The following is a 19,769-nucleotide window of genomic DNA, read 5'->3' on the forward strand; positions in this document are numbered from 1 at the left end:
CGTAAATCGAAAAGGAAGGGCGTTTTTCGGATATGTATTCCCTCATTTGCTTGATTGGAATACCTGTAATCTGACGAACGTGAAAATACATGCAACGCCACTGGGACGGGAGTAGGCACTTTGTTAGTCATAATCGGATATGTCATTGTCATGGGCTCCGTCTTCGGCGGCTTTGCCCTGTCGGGCGGCCACCTCGGGGCGCTGTTCCAGCCACTCGAACTGCTGATGATCGGCGGCGCCGCTGGTGGTGCATTCCTGGTCGGCAATAACGGCAAGGCGATCAAGGCCACGATGAAGGCCTTGCCGACCGTCCTCAAGGGCTCGACCTACACTAAAGCGCTGTACATGGAGTTGATGGCGCTGCTGTTCGAGATCCTCACCAAGTCCCGCAAGGAAGGCCTGATGTCCATCGAAGGGGACATCGAAGAGCCGGAAAGCAGCCCCATCTTCAGCAAGTATCCCGGCGTGCTGGCCGACCACCATCTCATCGAGTTCATGACCGACTACCTGCGTCTGATGGTGTCGGGCAACATGGATGCCTTCCAGATCGAAAACCTGATGGATAACGAAATCGAGACCCACCACCACGAGGGTGAGATTCCGGTGCATTGCATCGCCAAGCTGGGTGACGGCATGCCGGCCTTCGGTATCGTGGCCGCGGTGATGGGGGTGGTGCACACCATGGAATCGGTGGGTATCCCGCCGTCCGAACTGGGTATGCTCATCGCGCACGCGCTGGTGGGTACCTTCCTCGGTATTCTGCTGGCCTACGGTTTCGTGGGCCCGCTCTCCAGCCTGCTGGAGCAGAAGCTGCACGAATCGACCAAGATCTACCAGTGCGTGAAGGTGACGCTGCTGGCCAGCCTGAATGGCTATGCGCCGGCGCTGTCGATCGAATTCGGCCGCAAGGTCCTGTTCTCGACCGAGCGCCCGACCTTCCTCGAACTGGAAGAACACGTCAAGCAGGCCAAGGGCAAGTGATCCTGCCTCGGGCGGGGGTAGGCAGTTCGGTTCACACAGACATCAGCATTGAGCAGGAGTAAGGCATGGCCGACGAAGGGCTACGTCCCATAATCGTTAAGCGGATCAAGAAGGGCGGCGGCGGTCACCACGGCGGTGCCTGGAAGATCGCGTACGCCGACTTCGTGACCGCGATGATGGCGTTCTTCCTGCTGATGTGGCTGCTGGGTTCGACCGCCAAGGGCGACCTCAACGGCATTGCCGAATATTTCAAGACACCGCTGAAGGTGGCCATGGCGGGCGGCTCCGGCAGCGGCGACGCCAATACGGTGCTGCCGGGTGGCGGCAAGGACCTGACCCGCCAGGATGGTCAGTTACGCAAGGGCGAGAACGACGTGGTGTCGCGCAAGCAGACCCTCAAGCAGGCCCAGCAGGAACTGGAACGGGCCGAGCGTTCGCGTCTGGAACAATTGAAGTCGCGGCTGGAGAAGGCCATCGATTCCAATCCGACGCTCAAGCAGTTCAAGAACCAGCTGTTGATCGACATCACCTCGGAAGGCTTGCGCATCCAGATCGTGGACGAGAAGAACCGCCCGATGTTTGCACTGGCCAGCGCGCAGCTGCAGCCCTATACCAAGGAAATCCTGCACGAGATCGGGCGCACCCTGAACGACGTGCCCAACAAGATCAGCCTGTCCGGTCACACCGATGCCACGCCGTATTCCCGTGGCGAGAAGGGCTACAGCAACTGGGAGCTATCGGCCGACCGCGCCAATGCATCGCGCCGCGAGCTGATCATCGGGGGGATGGACGAATCCAAGGTGCTGCGGGTGGTGGGCTTGTCCTCGGCGGTGCTGCTGGACAAGGAAGATCCGTTCAACCCCATCAACCGTCGCATCAGCATCATCGTCATGAACAAGAAGGCCGAGGAACTGGTGGAGAAGGACAGCGGCTCGCTGAACGTGCCCACCGATGCCAGCGACGACGAGATTCAGCAGGGTTTGACCGCGCCGCCCAAGAACTGAGGCCGGCGTGACGGGCAGGGATTTGCCATTGAAGCAGAAGTGTTCCAACTGAACAGGGGAAGAGAGCTGGATATGCCGACCAAGACCATGCTGCAGGAGCTCAAGCGTTTGTTGCTCGATACTGCCAGCGGCGGCAGCCGCCAATTGACGGAGGTGGAGTCGGACCTGGTCCAGACCAACATCCTGCTGGGCGAAGCCATCGGCAAGCTGGGCACCAGCTTCATGGAACTGCACCGCTCGGTGCAGGCCCAGCAGACCATCCTGGAGGGCCTGATGAACGGCACGGGCGAGTTCGACAGCGAGAGCATCGATCAGCTCAAGGCCACCCAGGCCCAGGTCAGCCACCATGTCAACGCCGCGGTGACCGGCCTGCAGTTCCAGGACATGACCAGCCAGCTGCTGGAGCGTATCGTGCGGCGTGTGATCGGGTTGCGCGAAGCCCTGGGCGTATTGAGCGCCAACAGCTTCGAGATCGTGCCGGAGCAGGGGCAGACCGACGAAGAACTCAAGGAGCTGCTGGCCAGTACCGTGCAGGCGATGGAAGAACGGCTGACCGTACTCGATAGCGGCCTGTGGAAGGCGGTGCGCCAGACCCGCATGGAAAGCGGCGACATCGAGTTGTTCTGAGTGCCTCAGGGACTGAGTGGGACAAGATTGAACTAGGTCATTCCGGCCGAGGCAGGGCAATAGGTCGGAGACAAGAGCTGCGGCATAATGCATACGCGCATGAGCCTTATTGAAGAAACAGGGAGTAACGATGTCCAAAACGATTCTCGCAGTAGATGATTCCGGGTCACTGCGCCAGATGGTGGTATTCAGTCTGAAGGCTGCGGGTTACAACGTCACCGAGGCGGTGGACGGTGTGGACGCGCTGGAAAAGGCCAAGACGCATACCTTCGACCTGGTCCTGACCGACCAGAACATGCCGCGCATGGATGGCCTGACCCTGATCCGCTCACTGCGCGAGCTGACCAGCTATGCCAAGGTGCCGATCCTGATGCTGACCACCGAGTTCAGCGACGAAATGAAGGCCAAGGGCAAGGCGGCCGGCGCCAATGGCTGGCTGGTCAAGCCCTTCGATCCGCAGCGCCTGACCGAGGTGGTGCGCAAGGTAATCGGCTGAACTTGCCGGGATAACAAGAACGATAGCAACCGCATCCAGCATGGAGCCCAGGCATGAGCATTGATATGAGCCAGTTTTTCCAGGTCTTTTTCGACGAGGCCGAGGAAGGGCTCGCCGAAATGGAAAAGCTGTTGTTGGCCGTCAATGTGGCCTCGCCCGACCCGGAGGACCTCAATGCCGTGTTCCGGGCAGCGCATTCCATCAAGGGCGGTTCCTCCACCTTCGGCCTGACCGACATCGCCGAAGTCACGCACGTGCTGGAATCCCTGCTGGATCGCATCCGCCAGGGGCAGATGGCCCTGACCTCGGAACACGTGGATGCCTTCCTGGCCGCCAAGGATGTGTTGAAGTCCATGCTCGACGGCCACAAGCACGGTGCCGAGGTGGACCAGGATGCCGTGGGTGACGTTCGCATGCTGCTCGAAGCCCTGTCGCAGGGCAAGAGTTCCAGCGCGGCAGCACCCAGGACAGCCGTGTCAGCCCCGGCCGGTGCCGTGGTCGGCCCCGGTGGCGTACGCCGCTACCGGCTGGAAATGCCGGTCATTGCCGACAAGGATGCCGAAGCCCTGGCCGATGAACTGGCCATGCTGGGCAAGATCGAAAAGGCCAAGTCGGCCGAGGGCAACTGGGTCTTCATCCTTGATACGGCCGAACCGATCGATGACGTGGTCGCCATCTGCGCCTTCATCGTCAATGTCGCCGATCTGAAGATTTCGCAGGCGGTCGAATCGGGCCAGGCCAGTGATGAAGAGCGTGGCTATGGCTTCTTCGATAACTTCGTGACCCAGGAAGACCGCGAACGCGCCCAGGGTTACGGCTTCTTCGACAACCACACCACGCTGGAAGACAAGGAGCGCGAGCAGGGTTACGGCTTCTTTGCCCCCTTCGTGCCGCTCGACATCAGCGCCAGGAAGCCGGAGGCGGAAAGCCAGGCGCCGGTCCATGCCGTCACCAACGGTCATCACGACGACGCCCATCTGCATGGCGAGCATGGTTCCGCGGAGAAGAAGTCCGCCAAGGGCGGCGCCGGCCAGGGGCCGGAATCTTCCTCGATCCGCGTGAGCATCGAAAAGGTCGACCAGCTGATCAACCTGGTGGGCGAGCTGGTGATCACCCAGGCCATGATCGAGCAGCGCGTCGGCAAGCTCGACCCGATGCTGCATGAACACCTGCTCAACAGCGTCAGCCAGTTGAGCCGCAATACCCGGGATCTGCAGGAATCGGTGATGTCGATCCGCATGATGCCCATGGATTATGTCTTTTCGCGTTTCCCGCGCATGGTGCGGGACCTGGCGCACAAGCTGGGCAAACAGGTCGAATTCGTCACCCATGGCGCCGCGACCGAGCTGGACAAGGGCCTGATCGAACGCATCGTCGACCCGCTCACCCACCTGGTGCGCAACAGCATCGACCATGGCATCGAACTGCCCGAGGCGCGGCGTAGCGCCGGCAAGAGCGAAGCCGGCGTACTGTCGCTGTCGGCCGAGCACCAGGGCGGCAACATCATCATCGAAGTCACCGACGATGGCGGTGGCCTCAACCGCGACAAGATCCTGGCCAAGGCCAAGCAGCAGGGCATGCCGGTGACCGACAACCTGTCGGATGCCGAGGTCTGGCAGCTGATCTTCGAACCGGGCTTCTCCACTGCCGAGCAGGTGACCGATGTCTCCGGCCGCGGCGTGGGCATGGATGTGGTCAAACGCAACATCCTGGCCATGGGCGGCGCGGTCGATATCCGCTCCAGCAAGGGCTTTGGCACCACCATTTCGATCTCCCTGCCGCTGACACTGGCCATCCTGGACGGGATGTCGATTCGCATCGGTGAAGAAGTTTACATATTGCCGCTGGGATACGTGGTTGAATCTTTGCAGCCATTGGCGCAAGATATCAAGGAAATCTCTGGCCAGGGCCAGGTGCTGCGCGTGCGCGGCGAATATCTGCCACTGATCCCGCTGTATCAGATTTTCAACATCGAACCCTCCTTCACCGATCCCTCTCAAGGATTGGTGGTCATTCTGGAGTCGGACGGGAAAAAGGCAGCACTTTTCGTGGATGACCTGATCGGACAACAGCAGATCGTTGTCAAGAATCTGGAATCCAACTACCGGAAGGTGGCTGGCATTTCCGGTGCTACCATTCTGGGCGACGGCGGCGTCGCCCTGATTGTCGATGTGGCAGCCTTGCTGCGATCCAGCCGCCAACTGAACGACGAATCTGTATTTTCCTGATATTTAAAGGGCCACACCATGTCTGACACTGCAACCAAGAATCTTTCCGGCTTCGGCGAAAAAACCGACAGCAATGGAAACGAATTTCTTGCCTTCACCCTGGGTAAGGAAGAATACGGTATCGATATTCTGAAGGTTCAGGAAATCCGCGGCTACGAAGCCGTGACCCGCATCGCCAACTCGCCCGACTTCATCAAGGGCGTGGTCAACCTGCGCGGCATCATCGTCCCCATCGTCGATATGCGCATCAAGTTCCAGCTGGGCGAGCCGACCTACGACCAGTTCACCGTGGTGATCATCCTCAATATCGGTGGTCGCGTGGTGGGTATGGTGGTCGACAGCGTCTCCGACGTGATCACCCTGACCCAGGAACAGATCAAGCCGGCCCCGGAAATGGGCACCACCTTCGACTCCGACTACCTGATCGGTCTGGGTACCCTGGAACAGCGCATGCTGATCCTGGTGGACATCGACAAGCTGATGTCCAGCGCTGAAATGGGCCTGATCGAAAAACTGGCTGCCTGATCGCCCTCAGGCCTGTCATTCGGGATCCGGAGGAGACGCAGTCCGGACCTGACGTCGTTCGTCACCCGGCAACGCAGGGAAAGCGGGCATCATAGCCCGATGCAGAAGAGAAAAAGGCATCCGCCTCTGAGGTGGATGCCTTTTTTATTGTCCGTGCGAGGCACCGCAGGGCGCGCTGCCAGGGTGGCGCTCAGTGGAAATGCTCGACCGGGGGCGGAGTGTCTTCCGGCATCTCGGCATGCACCAGTTCCCCTTCGCGGTCGGGGAACAGCGGCGCGCCGCAGTCATCGCAAAACTCCATGGTGAAGCGCTCGGCATGGTGCTTGATGTGGACGATGCCGCATTCGCGCAGGACAGTCAGGATCTGTTGCAGCGGGCTGGTCGGAAGGCCTTCCAGCAGGCCGGCGCCGGCCGGGATCATCAGCGGCAGGTCTTCGCCGTTTTCCTGCTCATACAGGGGCCAGACGGTGCCATAGACCACGGTGGGATCGCTGCCGATGGAAAAGCCGATGCGGTATTCGTCGATCTGGCCGTTGATGTCTTCGGAAAAGCCGCCGATGCTGGCATGCAGCTCGGAGGAGGCGATGTCCAGTGTCTGCGTGAGGAAATAATCGGCGGCGCGGATCGAGGCGGGGCGGATGTGCTTGTCGGCTTCGCGGCAACCGAAGAAATAGGCTTGCGGCAGCAGCAGCTCGACATTGCAGCCCGGCAGCAGGCGCGTGAAGATCGGGGTGGCCTGCTGCGTCCAAGCCTCGAAGGCGGCGCTCTTGTTGGCCGAGAAGTGGCTCTGTTGTTCGCTTTCCTGCCAGTGGAACAGGGCGCCGCCGGCCGGCACCACCACAGCCGCGATGGCGTAGCGGGTATCGGCCAGGAACGCGGCGGTGGGTGGCTGTTCGCCGCGCAGCTGCACCGGGGCATTCTTGAGCGCGCTCTGGCCCATCTGGCGGGTCAGGGCGAACACATCGGCATGCACGCGCGGCAGCTGTTCGATGGAGAACAGGTTGGGCGCCAGCGCCAGGCGCGCATCCTTGGCCAGGATGTGCGCGTGCAGATGCGCCGCGATGGCGTTCTGCAGGTCGCCGGCGATGGCACCCGACGCGATAGCGAAGCGGGTCCAGGCCAATACCGGCAATACCAGCAGCTGCACGTCGTAGTCCTGGCCGTCGTGTTCCAGGGTGGTGGCCTCGCTGCCGGCTTCGACGGCCTCGATCAGGACATCGTAGGCGTCCAGGTCGGCCTTGAAGAGGTGGTCCAGCGCGGTGTCGATCAGGCCCTGGTTGCCGGCGCGCAGGAGCTTGTTGAGCAGGGCGTCCAGGGGTTTCAGCCAGGCGCGCTCTTCGAGCCGGCTGGACGCCTGCGCGATGGCTTGCGCATAGGTGACCAGATGCTGGCTGTCGGCAGAGAGCTTGGAGGAGGAACGTTTAGCAGGACGACGCATGTAGGCTATCTGTAATCTGTGGAAACGAAACCGCCTATTGTAGATGATTTGGCGGCCGTATCCGTCTCAGACTGCTGACCTGATTCCAGAGGACGGCTTGCGGCAGAGGCAAAATAAAAAACGCCGGACGAATCCGGCGTTCCTCGTTTCTGCGAACGTGCAGACTGCATGGCAGCAGCGGCACCGAGCAGTGCCGCGCTGCCCGTCCTGCTTAGGCTGCCAGCAGTTGACGCAGCACGAACGGCAGGATGCCGCCATGCTTGTAGTAGTCCACTTCGATCGGGGTATCGATGCGCAGCAGCAGCTTGACTTCCTTGGTCTCGCCGTTCTTGCGGTGGACCACCAGGGTGGCTTCCTGTTGCGGCTTGATTTCGCCGTCCAGGCCCTTCAGGTCGAAGGTTTCGTCACCGGTGATGCCCAGCGTCTGCACGCTGTCGCTACCCAGGAACTGCAGCGGCAGCACACCCATGCCGACCAGGTTGGAACGGTGGATGCGCTCGAAGGAACGTGCGATCACGGCCTTCACGCCCAGCAGCTGGGTGCCCTTGGCGGCCCAGTCACGGGAGGAGCCAGTACCGTACTCTTCGCCACCGAACACCATGGTCGGGGTGCCTTCGGCCACGTACTTCATGGCGGCGTCATAGATCGACATTTCTTCGCCGGTCGGCTGGTGCAGGGTGATGCCACCTTCCACGCGCGAGCCGTCGGGCTTGGCCGGGATCATCAGGTTCTTGATACGCACGTTGGCGAAGGTGCCGCGCATCATGATCTCGTGGTTGCCGCGGCGCGAGCCGTAGGAGTTGAAGTCAGCCTTGAGCACGCCGTTGGCCTGCAGCCACTTGCCGGCCGGGCTGGATTCCTTGATCGAACCGGCCGGGGAGATGTGGTCGGTGGTGATCGAGTCGCCGAACACGCCCAGGGCGCGAGCACCGGTGATGCCGGCCGCTGCCATCTTGGGCTCTTCGCTGAAGTTCTCGAAGAACGGCGGCTCGGCGATGTAGGTCGAGGTCGGCCAGTTGTAGACTTCGCCCTTGGCGACGCCCTTGATGGCTTCCCACAGCTTGCCCGGAGCACCCTTCACGTCGGCGTAGTTCTCCTTGAAGGTCTTGGCGTTCATGGCGAACTTGAGCAGCTTTTCGATCTCTTGCGAGGTCGGCCAGATGTCGCCCAGGTAGATATCCTTGCCGCCCTTGCCCTTGCCGACCGGTTCGGTCATCAGGTCACGGGTGACATTGCCGGCGATCGCGTAGGCCACCACCAGCGGCGGCGAAGCCAGGAAGTTGGCGCGGATGTTCGGGTGGATACGGGCTTCGAAGTTACGGTTGCCCGACAGCACGGCGGCCGCCACGACGTCGTTCTTGACGATGGCTTCGTTCATGGCCGCAGTCAGGTCACCGGCGTTGCCGATGCAAGTGGTGCAACCGTAGGCGGTCACGCCAAAGCCCAGCTTTTCCAGGTAGGGCAGCAGGCCAGCCGCTTCCAGGTACTTGGTCACCACGCGCGAGCCAGGGGCCAGCGAGGTCTTGATGTGCGGCGCGACCTTCAGGCCGGCTTCGACCGCCTTCTTGGCCAGCAGGCCAGCGGCCAGCAGCACGCTCGGGTTGGAGGTATTGGTGCAGGAGGTGATGGCGGCGATCAGCACGTCACCGTTGTGCAGATCCACACCATCGGCGTTCTTGTAGGACGCGGTCAGGTCTTCGGCCTTCTTGTTGAAGCCGTTCTCGGAAGTCGGCTTGGTGAACAGGTCGGAGAAGGTGGACTTGACGTTGCCGATCTCGATGCGGTCCTGCGGGCGCTTGGGACCTGCCAGCGAGGGAGCGACGGTACCCAGGTCCAGCGAGACTTCCTGGGTGTAGTCGATCTGGCCGGCCTTGGGCACACCGTACAGGCCCTGTGCCTTGAAGTAGGCTTCGAAGGCGTCGATCTCGGCCTTGGTACGGCCGGTGCCCTTGAAGTAGTCGATGGTGGCATCGTCAACCGGGAAGAAGCCCATGGTGGCGCCGTATTCCGGAGCCATGTTGGCGATGGTGGCGCGGTCGGTCAGGGACAGCGATTCGGTGCCTTCACCGAAGAATTCGACGAACTTGCCCACGACCTTGGTCTGGCGCAGCAGTTCGGTGATGGTCAGCACCAGGTCGGTGGCGGTGACGCCTTCGCGCAGCGCGCCGGTCAGGTTCACGCCGACCACGTCCGGGGTCAGGAAGTAGACCGGCTGGCCCAGCATGCCGGCTTCGGCTTCGATGCCGCCCACGCCCCAGCCGACCACGCCGATGCCGTTGATCATGGTGGTGTGGGAGTCGGTGCCGACCAGGGTGTCAGGGTAGTAGACGCCGGTCTTGTTGTGCACGCCGCGTGCCAGGTATTCCAGGTTGACCTGGTGGACGATGCCGAAGCCCGGGGGCACCACACCGAAGGTATCGAAGGCTTGCATGCCCCACTTCATGAACTGGTAGCGCTCGTTGTTGCGCGAGAATTCCAGCTTCATGTTCAGGTCCAGCGCCTTCTTCTCGCGGAAGTGGTCGATCTGCACCGAGTGGTCCACCACCAGGTCCACCGGAACCAGCGGCTCGATGTTCTTGGGGTTCTTGCCCAGCTTGCTGGCGACATTGCGCATGGCGGCCAGGTCGGCCAGCAGCGGTACGCCGGTGAAGTCCTGCAGCACCACGCGGGCCACCACGAAGGGGATCTCATCCACGCGGGCGGCCTTGGCGCCCCAGTTGGCCAGCTGCTTGACGTGTTCTTCGGTGACCTTCTGGCCGTCGCAGTTGCGCAGCACCGATTCCAGCACGATACGGATGGACACCGGCAGGCGCGAGATATTCACGCCCAGCGATTTTTGCAGGGCGGGCAGGGAGTAGAACTTGCCCTTCTTGGAACCGGAAATCTTGAATTCCTTCAGGGTGTTCAATGTGTTGCGAGACATGGCCTCTTCTCCTTAATTTGGCAATTTAGTGATGCTAGCTAGTCGAATCCGGTTTGCGCTGCAATGGTGAACTGCGGGGTGCTGCCTGATTCTGTGATGCTTCGTTTCTTGAAACTGGCTGTGCCGGGCGCTGCTGCCTGCCGGCTCAGTTCTGGTGGGGTGCCGCGGCAATGGTGGCTGCCGGTGCTGCTGCGGCGGCCTTCATCTGTTCGGCGTTCTTGCATTCGTTGGCCAGCTGCTGGCCCTTCTTCGAGTCCAGCAGCAGGCCCTTGGCGGGGATGCCGATCCAGACCAGGCCCATCTTGCGGTTCTCGAAGCGGTTGGCACCGGTGGTGGTGGCTACACGGGTCAGGCGGTGGATGCGCTTGTCCCAGCGGATGGCGATGTGCTTATCGTCGGTCTCGTTCTTCCAGATGGTCAGCTTGTGGCCCATTTCACATTGGAAGTCGGCCGACAGCGTGCCGCCCAGGTCCGGCTCGCTGTCGTCATCCTCGGCATCCGAGGAGAACGGCATCTTGGCTACCGGAGCAGCGGCTGCGGCTGCAGCGGCAGCCTTCTTGGCCGGCGCCTTCTTGACCACCTTCTTCTTGGCGGCTGGCTTGGTGGTGGTGGTCTCGGCTTGCGCGGCGGTGATGCCGGCAGCAGCGAACAGGCTGCCCAGCAGGGCGAGGATGGTCAGGTGCTTTTTCATGTTCGTAGATCGAAACGGTCGTGTACTTACTGCGTGGTTGAAGGGGAGTCGCCGGCGGCGAACCAGGCTGCAGTCTCCGGCGGCAGCGCCACGCCGGTGGCATGCGCGCGTTGCAGGATACTCCAGTAATAGCGATAGCTGGCCCGGTCGTGCAGGTTGCCCAGGTGCTGGATCGGGCCCCATTGCACCGATTGCGCCTTGAGCAAGATCTGTGCCGCCAGTTCGGCTTCGTCGGTCGAGGGCGACATGGCCTGCACGATGGGACGGATCTGGTCCGGATGGATGCTCCACATCCGGGTGTAGCCGAATTCCTGTGCCGCGCGGCGCGCATCGTCGGCCACGGCGGCGGGATTCTTGATATCGGTGGTCACGTTGTGCGACGGCACCTTGCCGTGCGCATGGCAGGCGGCGGCAATCTCCAGCTTGGCGCGGCGAACCAGCGGGTGGTCGAACTGTCCGGGGGAGCGCATGGCGCTGCCGGGAATGGCGCCGTAGTGCGCCGAAACGAAATCCATGACCCCGAACGACAACGACTGGACCTGGGGCAGGGCGGCGATGCGTGCGGCATCGGCCAGCGCGCCGTGGGTCTCGATCAACACCTGCACCGGCAGTTGCGCACGGCCGGCGTTGCCGGCGGCGCGATTGATGCTCTCCAGTGCGCGCAGCACATCGGCAATGCCTTCCGGCTTGGGCAACATCACGTAGGCCAGCTCGCGCGCAGCGGCGCCGCAGATGATGGCCACGTCCTGCTCGAAGTGCGCATGGCCCACGTCATGCAGGCGCGCACCGATGCGGCGGTGGACGTTGTCGGCTCCCGCGATGAGCGAGGCGACCAGCTCGGCGTGCGCGGCTTCATTGCCGGCGGCGGCGCCGTCTTCGCAGTCGAAGGTGATGTCGAACAGGGGGCCGAGTTCCTGCTGCAGGGCCATCGACTTGCGCATCAGCTTTTCGGAGCCGGCGTAGTGATCGCACACCGGGAGCGAAACCGGCTGCTGGGCACCTGGGAACAAGACCTGGGAAGGATGCATTGCTGCGAATGGGACTGGGGTAAGGTTGTCGGATCGATCGGTATTGCTATATTGCGGGTATTGCCGGTATTGCAGTAAGACGACGGGCGCGGCGGTTGAAGACCGCCGCGCCCTGGTCAATTAGCCGACCAGATGCTTGACGCCTTCACGCTCTTCCATCAGCTCCTTGAGGGTGATGTTGATGCGCTCTTGCGAGAACTCGTCGATCTCCAGACCCTGGACGATCTTGTACTCGCCGTTTTCGGTGGTCACCGGGAAGCCGAACATGGTGCCTTCGGGGATGCCGTAGGAACCGTCCGAGGGGATGCCCATGGTGGTCCACTTGCCGTTGGTGCCCAGCACCCAGTCACGCACGTGGTCGATGGCTGCGTTGGCTGCCGATGCTGCCGAGGACAGGCCGCGGGCTTCGATGATGGCCGCGCCGCGCTTGCCGACGGTGGGCAGGAACACGTTCTTGTTCCATTCCTGGTCGTTGATGGTGTCCTTGACGGAGGCGCCATCGGCGGTAGCGAAACGGTAATCGGCGTACATGGTCGGCGAGTGGTTGCCCCACACGCACAGCTTTTCGATGGCCGAGACCGGCTTGCCGATCTTGGCCGCCACTTGCGACAGCGCACGGTTGTGGTCCAGGCGCAGCATGGCGGTGAAGTTCTTGGCCGGCAGGTTCGGTGCCGACTTCATGGCGATGTAGGCGTTGGTGTTGGCAGGGTTGCCGACCACCAGGACCTTGACGTTGCGCGAGGCGACGGCGTCCAGCGCCTTGCCCTGCACGGTGAAGATCTGGGCGTTGGCTTCCAGCAGGTCCTTGCGCTCCATGCCGGGGCCGCGGGGACGGGCACCCACCAGCAGGGCGATGTCGGCATCCTTGAAGGCGGTCATCGGATCGCTGTGGGCAGTCACGCCAGCCAGCAGCGGGAAGGCACAGTCATCGATTTCCATGATGACGCCCTTCAACGCCTTCTGAGCCTTCTCATCGGGGATTTCCAGCAGTTGCAGGATGACCGGCTGGTCTTTGCCCAGCAGGTCGCCGTTGGCGATGCGGAACAGCAGGGAGTAACCGATCTGACCGGCGGCGCCGGTGACGGCAACACGCATGGGGGCTTTAGCCATGTTGAATCTCCAAAAGAGGTGATGAAAAAAAGCGTTCAGACTGCATGAAGCGCACGTTGCGGTCGCGTCGCGGAGAGCGCGGCAGGGCCGTCTGCGTTTGCTTCTGGTTTGCGCAGGAAATTGCGCGACTTCCTCGAATTCTTGTTAGGCCGCCATGATACCGTCGAAAACGCAGCGAGTCAGTTGCTTTCGGTTCGGGCTCTGCCGACAAATCAAAAACCTGTCAAACTTGTGCTCTGCCTGCATGAAAACGCCGCCTTCGATGGGTCTGGATGAGAGCGATTCTCGTTAGCGCCCTCCGGCCTGTAAATCGCACCCGGTCTGCCTTGCAGGTCTTCAGGTTGCTCGCGAGTGTAGGCCTGCGAAAGAGCGCTGTCAATCAATATCTTATGTCTTATATAAGACATATTATTGCCTAGTTTTTGCTGGACGCCGGAAGGGATTTTGTGGTGAAATTCGAGGTTATGAGCTCGATCCTGCCTAATTCGAACAACGCCGACGCGCATGCCGCGGGGGCGGGTGCTGCCAGTCCTGCACCCACCTTCAGTCCGTTGTATCAGCAGATCAAGGCGCTCATCATGCAGCGCCTGGAGGCCGGTGAGTGGAAGCCGGGTGAGCTCATTCCCAGCGAAGTGGAGCTGGGTAGCCGCTTCAAGGTCAGTCAGGGTACGGTGCGCAAGGCCATCGACGAACTGGCGGCCGAAAACCTGGTGGTGCGCCGCCAGGGCAAGGGGACCTTCGTTGCGACCCATCATGAGACCCAGGCGCAGTTCCGCTTCCTGCGGTTGATGGCCGACAGCGACGAGCCGCAGCGTCCCGAGAACAAGATCATCGAAGTCAAGCGCGTACGCGCCTCGGCCGAAGTGGCCCGTCAGCTCGACATGAAGTCGGGCGACTCCGTCATTTTCATCCGCCGGGTAAAATCGTTCAATGGTGTTCCCATCATCCTCGAAGACATCTGGCTGCCCGGCGCCATCTTCAAGGGGCTGACGGCCGAACGCCTGGTGGAATACCGCGGGCCGCTGTATGGCCTGTTCGAGTCGGAATTCGGCACGCGCATGATCCGCGCCGAAGAGCGCATCCGTGCCGTCGGGGCGGATCCGGATGCGGCAGAGTTTCTGGGCGTAGCGCCCCAAACGCCGTTGCTGAGTGTGGAGCGGGCTTCATTCACCTATGGCGACAAGCCGGTGGAAATGCGGCGCGGGCTGTACCTGACGACGAATCATCATTACCAAAGCGAGTTGAGCTGAGCGGGCCGGTGGCTTCCTTCCAGGATGCCCACGGGCCGGGCCTGTGCGGTGACGGGGAGCGGCTTCAAAGCCGGGTCAAGTCCCGGTGGACATGCTGCGAAGCGCAATAAAAGTTGATGGTGATTTAGAAAATCGGCGAAAATTGCATGATTGTTTTAATCTGAGGAGAACCTTGTATGTCTGAAGCCGCTAAACCACAACGGCCGCAATTTCGTAACATACACCTAACCCAAATTGCCGGCTACCGCATGCCCCTGGCCGCTCTGGTCTCGATCATGCACCGCATCAGCGGTCTGTTCCTGTTCCTGATGCTGCCTTTCATTCTGTACCTCCTGGACAGCAGCCTGCTCTCGGAAGGCACCTTCGCCTACCTCAAGGGCTTCACTTCCGGCTGGTTCGTCAAGCTGGTCATCCTGGCTCTGTCCTGGGCCTATCTGCATCACTTCTGCGCCGGCATCCGCCACCTGATCATGGATAACCACATCGGTCTGGACAAGGACAGCGCGCGCAAGTCCTCGGCAACTGTCCTGGTGGTCAGCATCGCGCTGATGATCCTGGTCGCATTGAAACTGTTCGGAGCATTCTGAAAATGGCTGATAACAACATCGGACCCAAGCGCCTGGTCGTCGGCGCCCACTACGGCCTGCGCGACTGGCTGGCGCAACGCGCCACTGCCGTCGTGATGGCGGTCTACACCGTGATCCTGCTGGTGTGCTTCTTCACTTCGACCAACTTCAGCTACCAGGGCTGGGCGGCTCTGTTCTCGCATCAATGGTTCAAGGTTGCCACCTTTGCCGTGTTCATGGCGCTGTTCTTCCACGCCTGGATTGGCGTGCGTGATGCGCTCATGGACTACGTCAAGCCCGTCGGCGTTCGCCTGGTCCTGCAAGTTGCCACCATCGTGTGGCTGATCGGTTGCGCTGGCTATGCTGCGCAGATTCTCTGGAGAAACTAATCGTGGCTGCAATCAAATCCGCCATCACTACCCGCCGCTTTGACGCGGTCATCGTCGGCGCCGGTGGCTCCGGCATGCGCGCCTCGCTGCAACTGGCCGAAGCCGGTCTGAACGTCGCTGTCCTGTCCAAGGTCTTCCCGACCCGCTCGCACACCGTGGCTGCCCAAGGCGGCATCGGCGCTTCGCTGGGCAACATGTCGGAAGACAACTGGTACTGGCACATGTTCGACACCGTCAAGGGGTCGGACTACCTGGGTGACCAGGACGCCATCGAATTCATGTGCCGCGAAGCACCGAAGGCCGTCTACGAGCTGGAACACTTCGGCATGCCCTTCGACCGCAACCCTGATGGCACCATCTATCAGCGTCCGTTCGGCGGCCACACCGCCAACCTGGGTGAAAAGCCGGTGCAGCGCGCCTGTGCTGCTGCCGACCGTACCGGTCACGCACTGCTGCACACCCTGTACCAGCGCAACGTGCGCGCCAAGACCCACTTCTTCGTCGAGTGGATGGCGCTGGACGTGATCCGCAACGAAGAGGGCGATGTCCTCGGCGTGGTGGCGCTGGAAATGGAAACCGGCGAAATCATGATGCTGCACGCCAAGACCACCCTGTTCGCCACCGGCGGCGCGGGTCGTATCTGGGCCGCATCGACCAACGCCTTCATCAACACCGGCGACGGCATGGGCATGGCCGCACGTGCCGGCCTGCCGCTGCAGGACATGGAATTCTGGCAATTCCACCCGACCGGCGTGGCCGGCGCGGGCGTGCTGATCACCGAGGGCGTGCGCGGCGAAGGCGGCATCCTGATCAACAGCAACGGCGAACGCTTCATGGAGCGCTATGCGCCGACCCTGAAGGACCTGGCGCCGCGTGACTTCGTCTCGCGTTCGATGGACCAGGAAATCAAGGAAGGTCGTGGCGTCGGTCCCCACAAGGATCACGTGCTGCTGGATCTGCGTCACATCGGCGCCGATACCATCAAGAAGCGTCTGCCCTCGATCCTGGAAATCGCCCACAAGTTCGCCAACGTCGATGCGACCAAGGAACCGATTCCCGTCGTGCCGACCATCCACTACCAGATGGGTGGCATCCCCACCAACATCCACGGCCAGGTGGTCGCGCCCAAGGGCGGTTCCATGAAGGAAGTGGTGCAGGGCATGTACGCCATCGGCGAATGCGCCTGCGTCTCGGTGCACGGCGCCAACCGCCTGGGTACCAACTCGCTGCTGGACCTGGTGGTCTTCGGTCGCGCCGCCGGTAACCACATCGTCGGCAGCCGTCTGCAGGACCAGAGTCACAAGCCTATCCCGGCTGGCGCCCTGGACCGTTCGCTGGAGCGCATCGCCCATCTGGAAAGCAGCACCGGTTCCGAGCGCGTGCAGGATGTGGCCAACGACATCCGCGCCACCATGCAGAAGTACTGCGGCGTGTTCCGTACCGACGCCCTGCTGCAGGAAGGCTATACCAAGATCATGGAACTGGACGAGCGCCGCAAGCACGTCTCCTTCAAGGACAAGTCCAAGGTCTTCAACACCGCCCGCGTGGAAGCGCTGGAGCTGGACAATCTGATCGAAACGGCCAAGGCCACCATCACTTCGGCGGCTGCCCGCAAGGAATCGCGAGGCGCCCACGCGCACAGCGACTACGAGCAGCGCGACGACGTGAACTGGCTCAAGCACACGCTGTGGTTCTCCGAGGGGAATCGTCTCGACTACAAGCCGGTCAACATGCAGCCGCTGACCGTCGAGACTTTCAAACCTAAAGCACGTACTTTCTAAGAGGTCGCAACATGACTCGCACCCTGAAATTCAAGATCTATCGTTACGATCCGGACAAGGACGACAAGCCGTACATGCAAGACCTGACGGTGGAACTGAAGCCCACCGACAAGATGCTGCTGGATGCCCTGCAGCGCATCAAGTCCGACGTCGACGATTCGCTGGCCCTGCGCCGCTCCTGCCGCGAAGGCGTGTGCGGTTCCGACGCCATGAACATCAACGGCAAGAACGGCCTGGCCTGCATCACCAACCTGAACGAGCTGACCGAACCCATCGTTCTGAAGCCGCTGCCCGGCCTGCCGGTGATCCGCGACCTGATCGTGGACATGACCAACTTCTTCAAGCAGTACGATTCGATCAAGCCCTACCTGATCAACGACAGCATCCCGCCCGAGAAGGAGCGCCTGCAGTCGCCCGAGCAGCGTGAAGAGCTCGATGGCGTGTACGAGTGCATCCTGTGCGCCTGCTGCTCGACCTCATGCCCGTCGTTCTGGTGGAATCCGGACAAGTTCGTCGGCCCCGCCGGCCTGCTGCAAGCCTACCGCTTCATCGCCGACAGCCGCGACGAAGCCACCGGCGCGCGTCTGGACAACCTGGAAGATCCGTACCGTCTGTTCCGTTGCCGTTCGATCATGAACTGCGTCGATGTCTGCCCCAAGGGTCTGAACCCCAACAAAGCCATCGGCAAGATCAAGGAACTGATGGTCCGTCGCTCGGTGTAAGCCGAGTTGGTGTGATGCCTGCCAGAGCCGCCGTGCATGGCGGGCTGCAGCGAGGGGAGGCTGGGCTGGAAGCGGCTTCCCCGACCGGTTCCTTCAGGTTTGGTCCGGTTGAAGTGAATGGAAAGACAAGAAATGAGCGAGTTCATGACTGAACAGCGTCATCAGGATGATCCAGCCAAGCGAGCAAGACTGCGCTGGCGCGCGCGCCGCGGGCTGCTGGAGAATGACCTGATCCTGACGCGCTATCTGGATGCCAACGAGGCCCAGATGAGCGACGACGAGGTCGATGCCTTCTCGCGCCTGATGGACCTGACCGACAACGACCTGATGGACCTGCTGCTGGCCCGCAAGGAGCCGGAAGCGGCGGTTGATCTGCCCCAAGTGCATGCGTTGCTGAAGAAACTGCGTACTGCCTGACTGTTGCACGAATATTGCGCCTGGCCACAAGCCAGACCGATTTTGCTCGATCGCGGCCTGTTCCAACTCGCCACCCGGCGCATCCGAACCATGATGCCGCCCGGCTTGCGGTCGCGGCTTTTGATTAACGGTTTCACCATCCCAGCAAAAGGAAAAGCTATGTCCAATACCGATATCAAAGCTACCCTGTCGTTCTCCGACGGGTCTCCGTCCGTAGATTTTCCTATCTACAAGGGCAGCATCGGTCCTGATGTGATCGATATCCGCAAGCTGTACGGCGCCACCGGCAAGTTCACCTACGACCCCGGCTTCATGTCGACCGCTTCCTGCAATTCCTCCATCACCTACATCGATGGCGACAAGGGCGAGCTGCTGTACCGTGGCTATCCGATCGAGCAGCTGGCGGTGAACTGCGACTTCCTGGAATCCTGCTACCTGCTGCTGCACGGCGAGCTGCCCACTGCCGACCAGAAGGCTGAGTTCGTCACCACCGTGACCCAGCACACCATGGTCCACGAGCAGATGAACTTCTTCTTCCGTGGTTTCCGTCGCGATGCTCACCCGATGGCCGTACTGACCGGCTCGGTCGGCGCGCTGTCGGCCTTCTACCACGACTCGCTGGACATCTCCAACGCCAACCACCGCGAAGTGTCGGCCATCCGCATGATCGCCAAGTTGCCGACCCTGGTGGCCATGGCCTACAAGTACAGCATCGGCCAGCCGTTCGTCTACCCGCGCAACGACCTGTCGTACACCGCCAACTTCATGCGCATGATGTTCGCCAACCCGTGCGAAGAGTACAAGGTCAATGAAGTGCTGGTCCGCGCGCTGGACCGCATCCTGATCCTGCACGCCGATCACGAGCAGAACGCCTCGACCTCGACCGTGCGTCTGGCCGGCTCCTCCGGTGCCAACCCGTTCGCATGTATCGCCGCCGGTATCGCCTGCCTGTGGGGTCCTGCCCACGGCGGTGCCAACGAAGCCGCACTGAACATGCTGGAACAGATCGGTTCCGTCGACAAGATCCCCGAGTTCATCAAGCAGGTGAAGGACAAGAACTCCGGTGTCAAGCTGATGGGCTTCGGTCACCGCGTCTACAAGAACTACGACCCGCGTGCCAAGCTGATGCGCGAAACCTGCTACGAAGTCCTGAACGAACTGGGCCTGCACGACGACCCGCTGTTCAAGCTGGCCATGGAGCTGGAAAAGATCGCCCTGGAAGACGACTACTTCGTTTCCCGCAAGCTGTACCCGAACGTCGACTTCTACTCGGGCATCGTGCAGCGCGCCCTGGGCATCCCGACCTCCATGTTCACCTGCATCTTCGCCATGGCCCGTACCATCGGCTGGATCGCCCAGTGGAACGAAATGATCTCGGATCCGGAACAGAAGATCGGCCGTCCCCGTCAGCTGTTCGTCGGTTCGCCGCGTCGCGACGTGCCGCCGATGGACAAGCGCTGATCGCCGGATGTTGTCCGTCCGCCTTGTCGGATGGACAACAACGGTGGCCGTAATGCCGCGCTTCCCGCCTCCCGGGACTGACGGGGGGAGGGTGGCGAGGCCCGCGCAGCAAGGCTTTGCGGGCCGGCGTTG

General features: G+C 61.7%; 18 protein-coding genes. 13 read left to right on the plus strand and 5 right to left on the minus strand.

What is annotated here, in order from left to right; all coding sequences use genetic code 11:
- Positions 1-120: 120 nt before the first annotated feature.
- The 6 genes from motA to VE092_RS22425 all read left to right on the plus strand — a co-directional run bounded on the left by motA (position 121) and on the right by VE092_RS22425 (position 5,861).
- Positions 121-981 (plus strand): flagellar motor stator protein MotA, encoded by an 861-nt coding sequence (gene motA, locus VE092_RS22400; protein WP_324880115.1) that lies wholly within the window; start codon positions 121-123, stop codon positions 979-981.
- Between the two features lie 65 nt (positions 982-1,046).
- Positions 1,047-1,985 (plus strand): flagellar motor protein MotB, encoded by a 939-nt coding sequence (gene motB, locus VE092_RS22405; protein ID WP_324880116.1) that lies wholly within the window; start codon positions 1,047-1,049, stop codon positions 1,983-1,985.
- A gap of 72 nt (positions 1,986-2,057) precedes the next feature.
- The gene (locus VE092_RS22410; RefSeq protein ID WP_324880117.1) at positions 2,058-2,612 is read left to right on the plus strand and encodes a chemotaxis protein; all 555 of its coding nucleotides are present in this window, start codon (positions 2,058-2,060) and stop codon (positions 2,610-2,612) included.
- Positions 2,613-2,742: 130 nt separating this feature from the next.
- Positions 2,743-3,108, plus strand: coding sequence for a response regulator (locus VE092_RS22415; protein ID WP_324880118.1), 366 nt, complete (start codon positions 2,743-2,745; stop codon positions 3,106-3,108).
- Positions 3,109-3,161: 53 nt separating this feature from the next.
- Positions 3,162-5,336 carry a chemotaxis protein CheA gene (gene cheA / locus VE092_RS22420; protein WP_324880119.1) on the plus strand — a complete coding sequence of 725 codons (2,175 nt, stop codon included), beginning with the start codon at positions 3,162-3,164 and terminating at the stop codon, positions 5,334-5,336.
- Positions 5,337-5,354: 18 nt separating this feature from the next.
- Positions 5,355-5,861: a chemotaxis protein CheW gene (locus VE092_RS22425; protein ID WP_006463271.1), complete on the plus strand. Its 507-nt coding sequence runs from the start codon at positions 5,355-5,357 to the stop codon at positions 5,859-5,861.
- A gap of 190 nt (positions 5,862-6,051) precedes the next feature.
- Here VE092_RS22425 and VE092_RS22430 read toward each other — a convergent pair whose 3' ends face one another.
- The 5 genes from VE092_RS22430 to VE092_RS22450 all read right to left on the minus strand — a co-directional run bounded on the left by VE092_RS22430 (position 6,052) and on the right by VE092_RS22450 (position 13,051).
- The gene (locus VE092_RS22430; protein WP_324880120.1) at positions 6,052-7,299 is read right to left on the minus strand and encodes a DUF2863 family protein; all 1,248 of its coding nucleotides are present in this window, start codon (positions 7,297-7,299) and stop codon (positions 6,052-6,054) included.
- Between the two features lie 211 nt (positions 7,300-7,510).
- Positions 7,511-10,222: an aconitate hydratase AcnA gene (gene acnA / locus VE092_RS22435; protein ID WP_324880121.1), complete on the minus strand. Its 2,712-nt coding sequence runs from the start codon at positions 10,220-10,222 to the stop codon at positions 7,511-7,513.
- Positions 10,223-10,367: 145 nt separating this feature from the next.
- Positions 10,368-10,913 carry a hypothetical protein gene (locus VE092_RS22440; protein WP_324880122.1) on the minus strand — a complete coding sequence of 182 codons (546 nt, stop codon included), beginning with the start codon at positions 10,911-10,913 and terminating at the stop codon, positions 10,368-10,370.
- A gap of 26 nt (positions 10,914-10,939) precedes the next feature.
- Positions 10,940-11,941 carry an HpcH/HpaI aldolase/citrate lyase family protein gene (locus tag VE092_RS22445; RefSeq protein WP_324880123.1) on the minus strand — a complete coding sequence of 334 codons (1,002 nt, stop codon included), beginning with the start codon at positions 11,939-11,941 and terminating at the stop codon, positions 10,940-10,942.
- Positions 11,942-12,061: 120 nt separating this feature from the next.
- Positions 12,062-13,051, minus strand: coding sequence for a malate dehydrogenase (locus tag VE092_RS22450; RefSeq protein ID WP_017451784.1), 990 nt, complete (start codon positions 13,049-13,051; stop codon positions 12,062-12,064).
- Between the two features lie 464 nt (positions 13,052-13,515).
- On the opposite strand from VE092_RS22450, the gene VE092_RS22455 reads away from it, so the two are divergent.
- The 7 genes from VE092_RS22455 to gltA all read left to right on the plus strand — a co-directional run bounded on the left by VE092_RS22455 (position 13,516) and on the right by gltA (position 19,637).
- On the plus strand, positions 13,516-14,301 hold the full coding sequence (locus VE092_RS22455; protein ID WP_324880141.1) for a GntR family transcriptional regulator: 786 nt from the start codon (positions 13,516-13,518) through the stop codon (positions 14,299-14,301).
- A 176-nt stretch (positions 14,302-14,477) separates the two neighbouring features.
- Entirely contained in the window at positions 14,478-14,888 is a 411-nt protein-coding gene (gene sdhC, locus VE092_RS22460) for a succinate dehydrogenase, cytochrome b556 subunit (protein WP_324880124.1), read from the plus strand.
- Between the two features lie 2 nt (positions 14,889-14,890).
- Positions 14,891-15,256, plus strand: coding sequence for a succinate dehydrogenase, hydrophobic membrane anchor protein (sdhD, locus tag VE092_RS22465; protein WP_041310935.1), 366 nt, complete (start codon positions 14,891-14,893; stop codon positions 15,254-15,256).
- A 2-nt stretch (positions 15,257-15,258) separates the two neighbouring features.
- Positions 15,259-17,037: a succinate dehydrogenase flavoprotein subunit gene (gene sdhA / locus VE092_RS22470; RefSeq protein WP_286866073.1), complete on the plus strand. Its 1,779-nt coding sequence runs from the start codon at positions 15,259-15,261 to the stop codon at positions 17,035-17,037.
- An 11-nt stretch (positions 17,038-17,048) separates the two neighbouring features.
- On the plus strand, positions 17,049-17,759 hold the full coding sequence (locus tag VE092_RS22475) for a succinate dehydrogenase iron-sulfur subunit (protein ID WP_006463281.1): 711 nt from the start codon (positions 17,049-17,051) through the stop codon (positions 17,757-17,759).
- 132 nt (positions 17,760-17,891) lie between these two features.
- Positions 17,892-18,176, plus strand: a complete 285-nt coding sequence (locus VE092_RS22480; RefSeq protein WP_008329929.1) for a succinate dehydrogenase assembly factor 2 — start codon at positions 17,892-17,894, stop codon at positions 18,174-18,176.
- A 159-nt stretch (positions 18,177-18,335) separates the two neighbouring features.
- Positions 18,336-19,637, plus strand: a complete 1,302-nt coding sequence (gene gltA, locus VE092_RS22485) for a citrate synthase (RefSeq protein ID WP_324880125.1) — start codon at positions 18,336-18,338, stop codon at positions 19,635-19,637.
- Positions 19,638-19,769: the final 132 nt, after the last annotated feature.

Origin of the sequence: Herbaspirillum sp. (assembly GCF_035644555.1) — a bacterium.
Classification (GTDB): domain Bacteria; phylum Pseudomonadota; class Gammaproteobacteria; order Burkholderiales; family Burkholderiaceae_D; genus Herbaspirillum.

Excerpts from the sequence above, each read along its gene's own strand:
- motB (WP_324880116.1), top strand. The coding sequence starts at position 1,047 with ATGGCCGACGAAGGGCTACGTCCCATAATCGTTAAGCGGATCAAGAAG.
- VE092_RS22410 (WP_324880117.1), top strand. The coding sequence starts at position 2,058 with ATGCCGACCAAGACCATGCTGCAGGAGCTCAAGCGTTTGTTGCTCGAT.
- VE092_RS22415 (WP_324880118.1), top strand. The coding sequence starts at position 2,743 with ATGTCCAAAACGATTCTCGCAGTAGATGATTCCGGGTCACTGCGCCAG.
- cheA (WP_324880119.1), top strand. The coding sequence starts at position 3,162 with ATGAGCATTGATATGAGCCAGTTTTTCCAGGTCTTTTTCGACGAGGCC.
- VE092_RS22425 (WP_006463271.1), top strand. The coding sequence starts at position 5,355 with ATGTCTGACACTGCAACCAAGAATCTTTCCGGCTTCGGCGAAAAAACC.
- VE092_RS22430 (WP_324880120.1), bottom strand. The coding sequence starts at position 7,299 with ATGCGTCGTCCTGCTAAACGTTCCTCCTCCAAGCTCTCTGCCGACAGC.
- acnA (WP_324880121.1), bottom strand. The coding sequence starts at position 10,222 with ATGTCTCGCAACACATTGAACACCCTGAAGGAATTCAAGATTTCCGGT.
- VE092_RS22440 (WP_324880122.1), bottom strand. The coding sequence starts at position 10,913 with ATGAAAAAGCACCTGACCATCCTCGCCCTGCTGGGCAGCCTGTTCGCT.
- VE092_RS22445 (WP_324880123.1), bottom strand. The coding sequence starts at position 11,941 with ATGCATCCTTCCCAGGTCTTGTTCCCAGGTGCCCAGCAGCCGGTTTCG.
- VE092_RS22450 (WP_017451784.1), bottom strand. The coding sequence starts at position 13,051 with ATGGCTAAAGCCCCCATGCGTGTTGCCGTCACCGGCGCCGCCGGTCAG.
- VE092_RS22455 (WP_324880141.1), top strand. The coding sequence starts at position 13,516 with ATGAGCTCGATCCTGCCTAATTCGAACAACGCCGACGCGCATGCCGCG.
- sdhC (WP_324880124.1), top strand. The coding sequence starts at position 14,478 with ATGTCTGAAGCCGCTAAACCACAACGGCCGCAATTTCGTAACATACAC.
- sdhD (WP_041310935.1), top strand. The coding sequence starts at position 14,891 with ATGGCTGATAACAACATCGGACCCAAGCGCCTGGTCGTCGGCGCCCAC.
- VE092_RS22475 (WP_006463281.1), top strand. The coding sequence starts at position 17,049 with ATGACTCGCACCCTGAAATTCAAGATCTATCGTTACGATCCGGACAAG.
- VE092_RS22480 (WP_008329929.1), top strand. The coding sequence starts at position 17,892 with ATGAGCGAGTTCATGACTGAACAGCGTCATCAGGATGATCCAGCCAAG.
- gltA (WP_324880125.1), top strand. The coding sequence starts at position 18,336 with ATGTCCAATACCGATATCAAAGCTACCCTGTCGTTCTCCGACGGGTCT.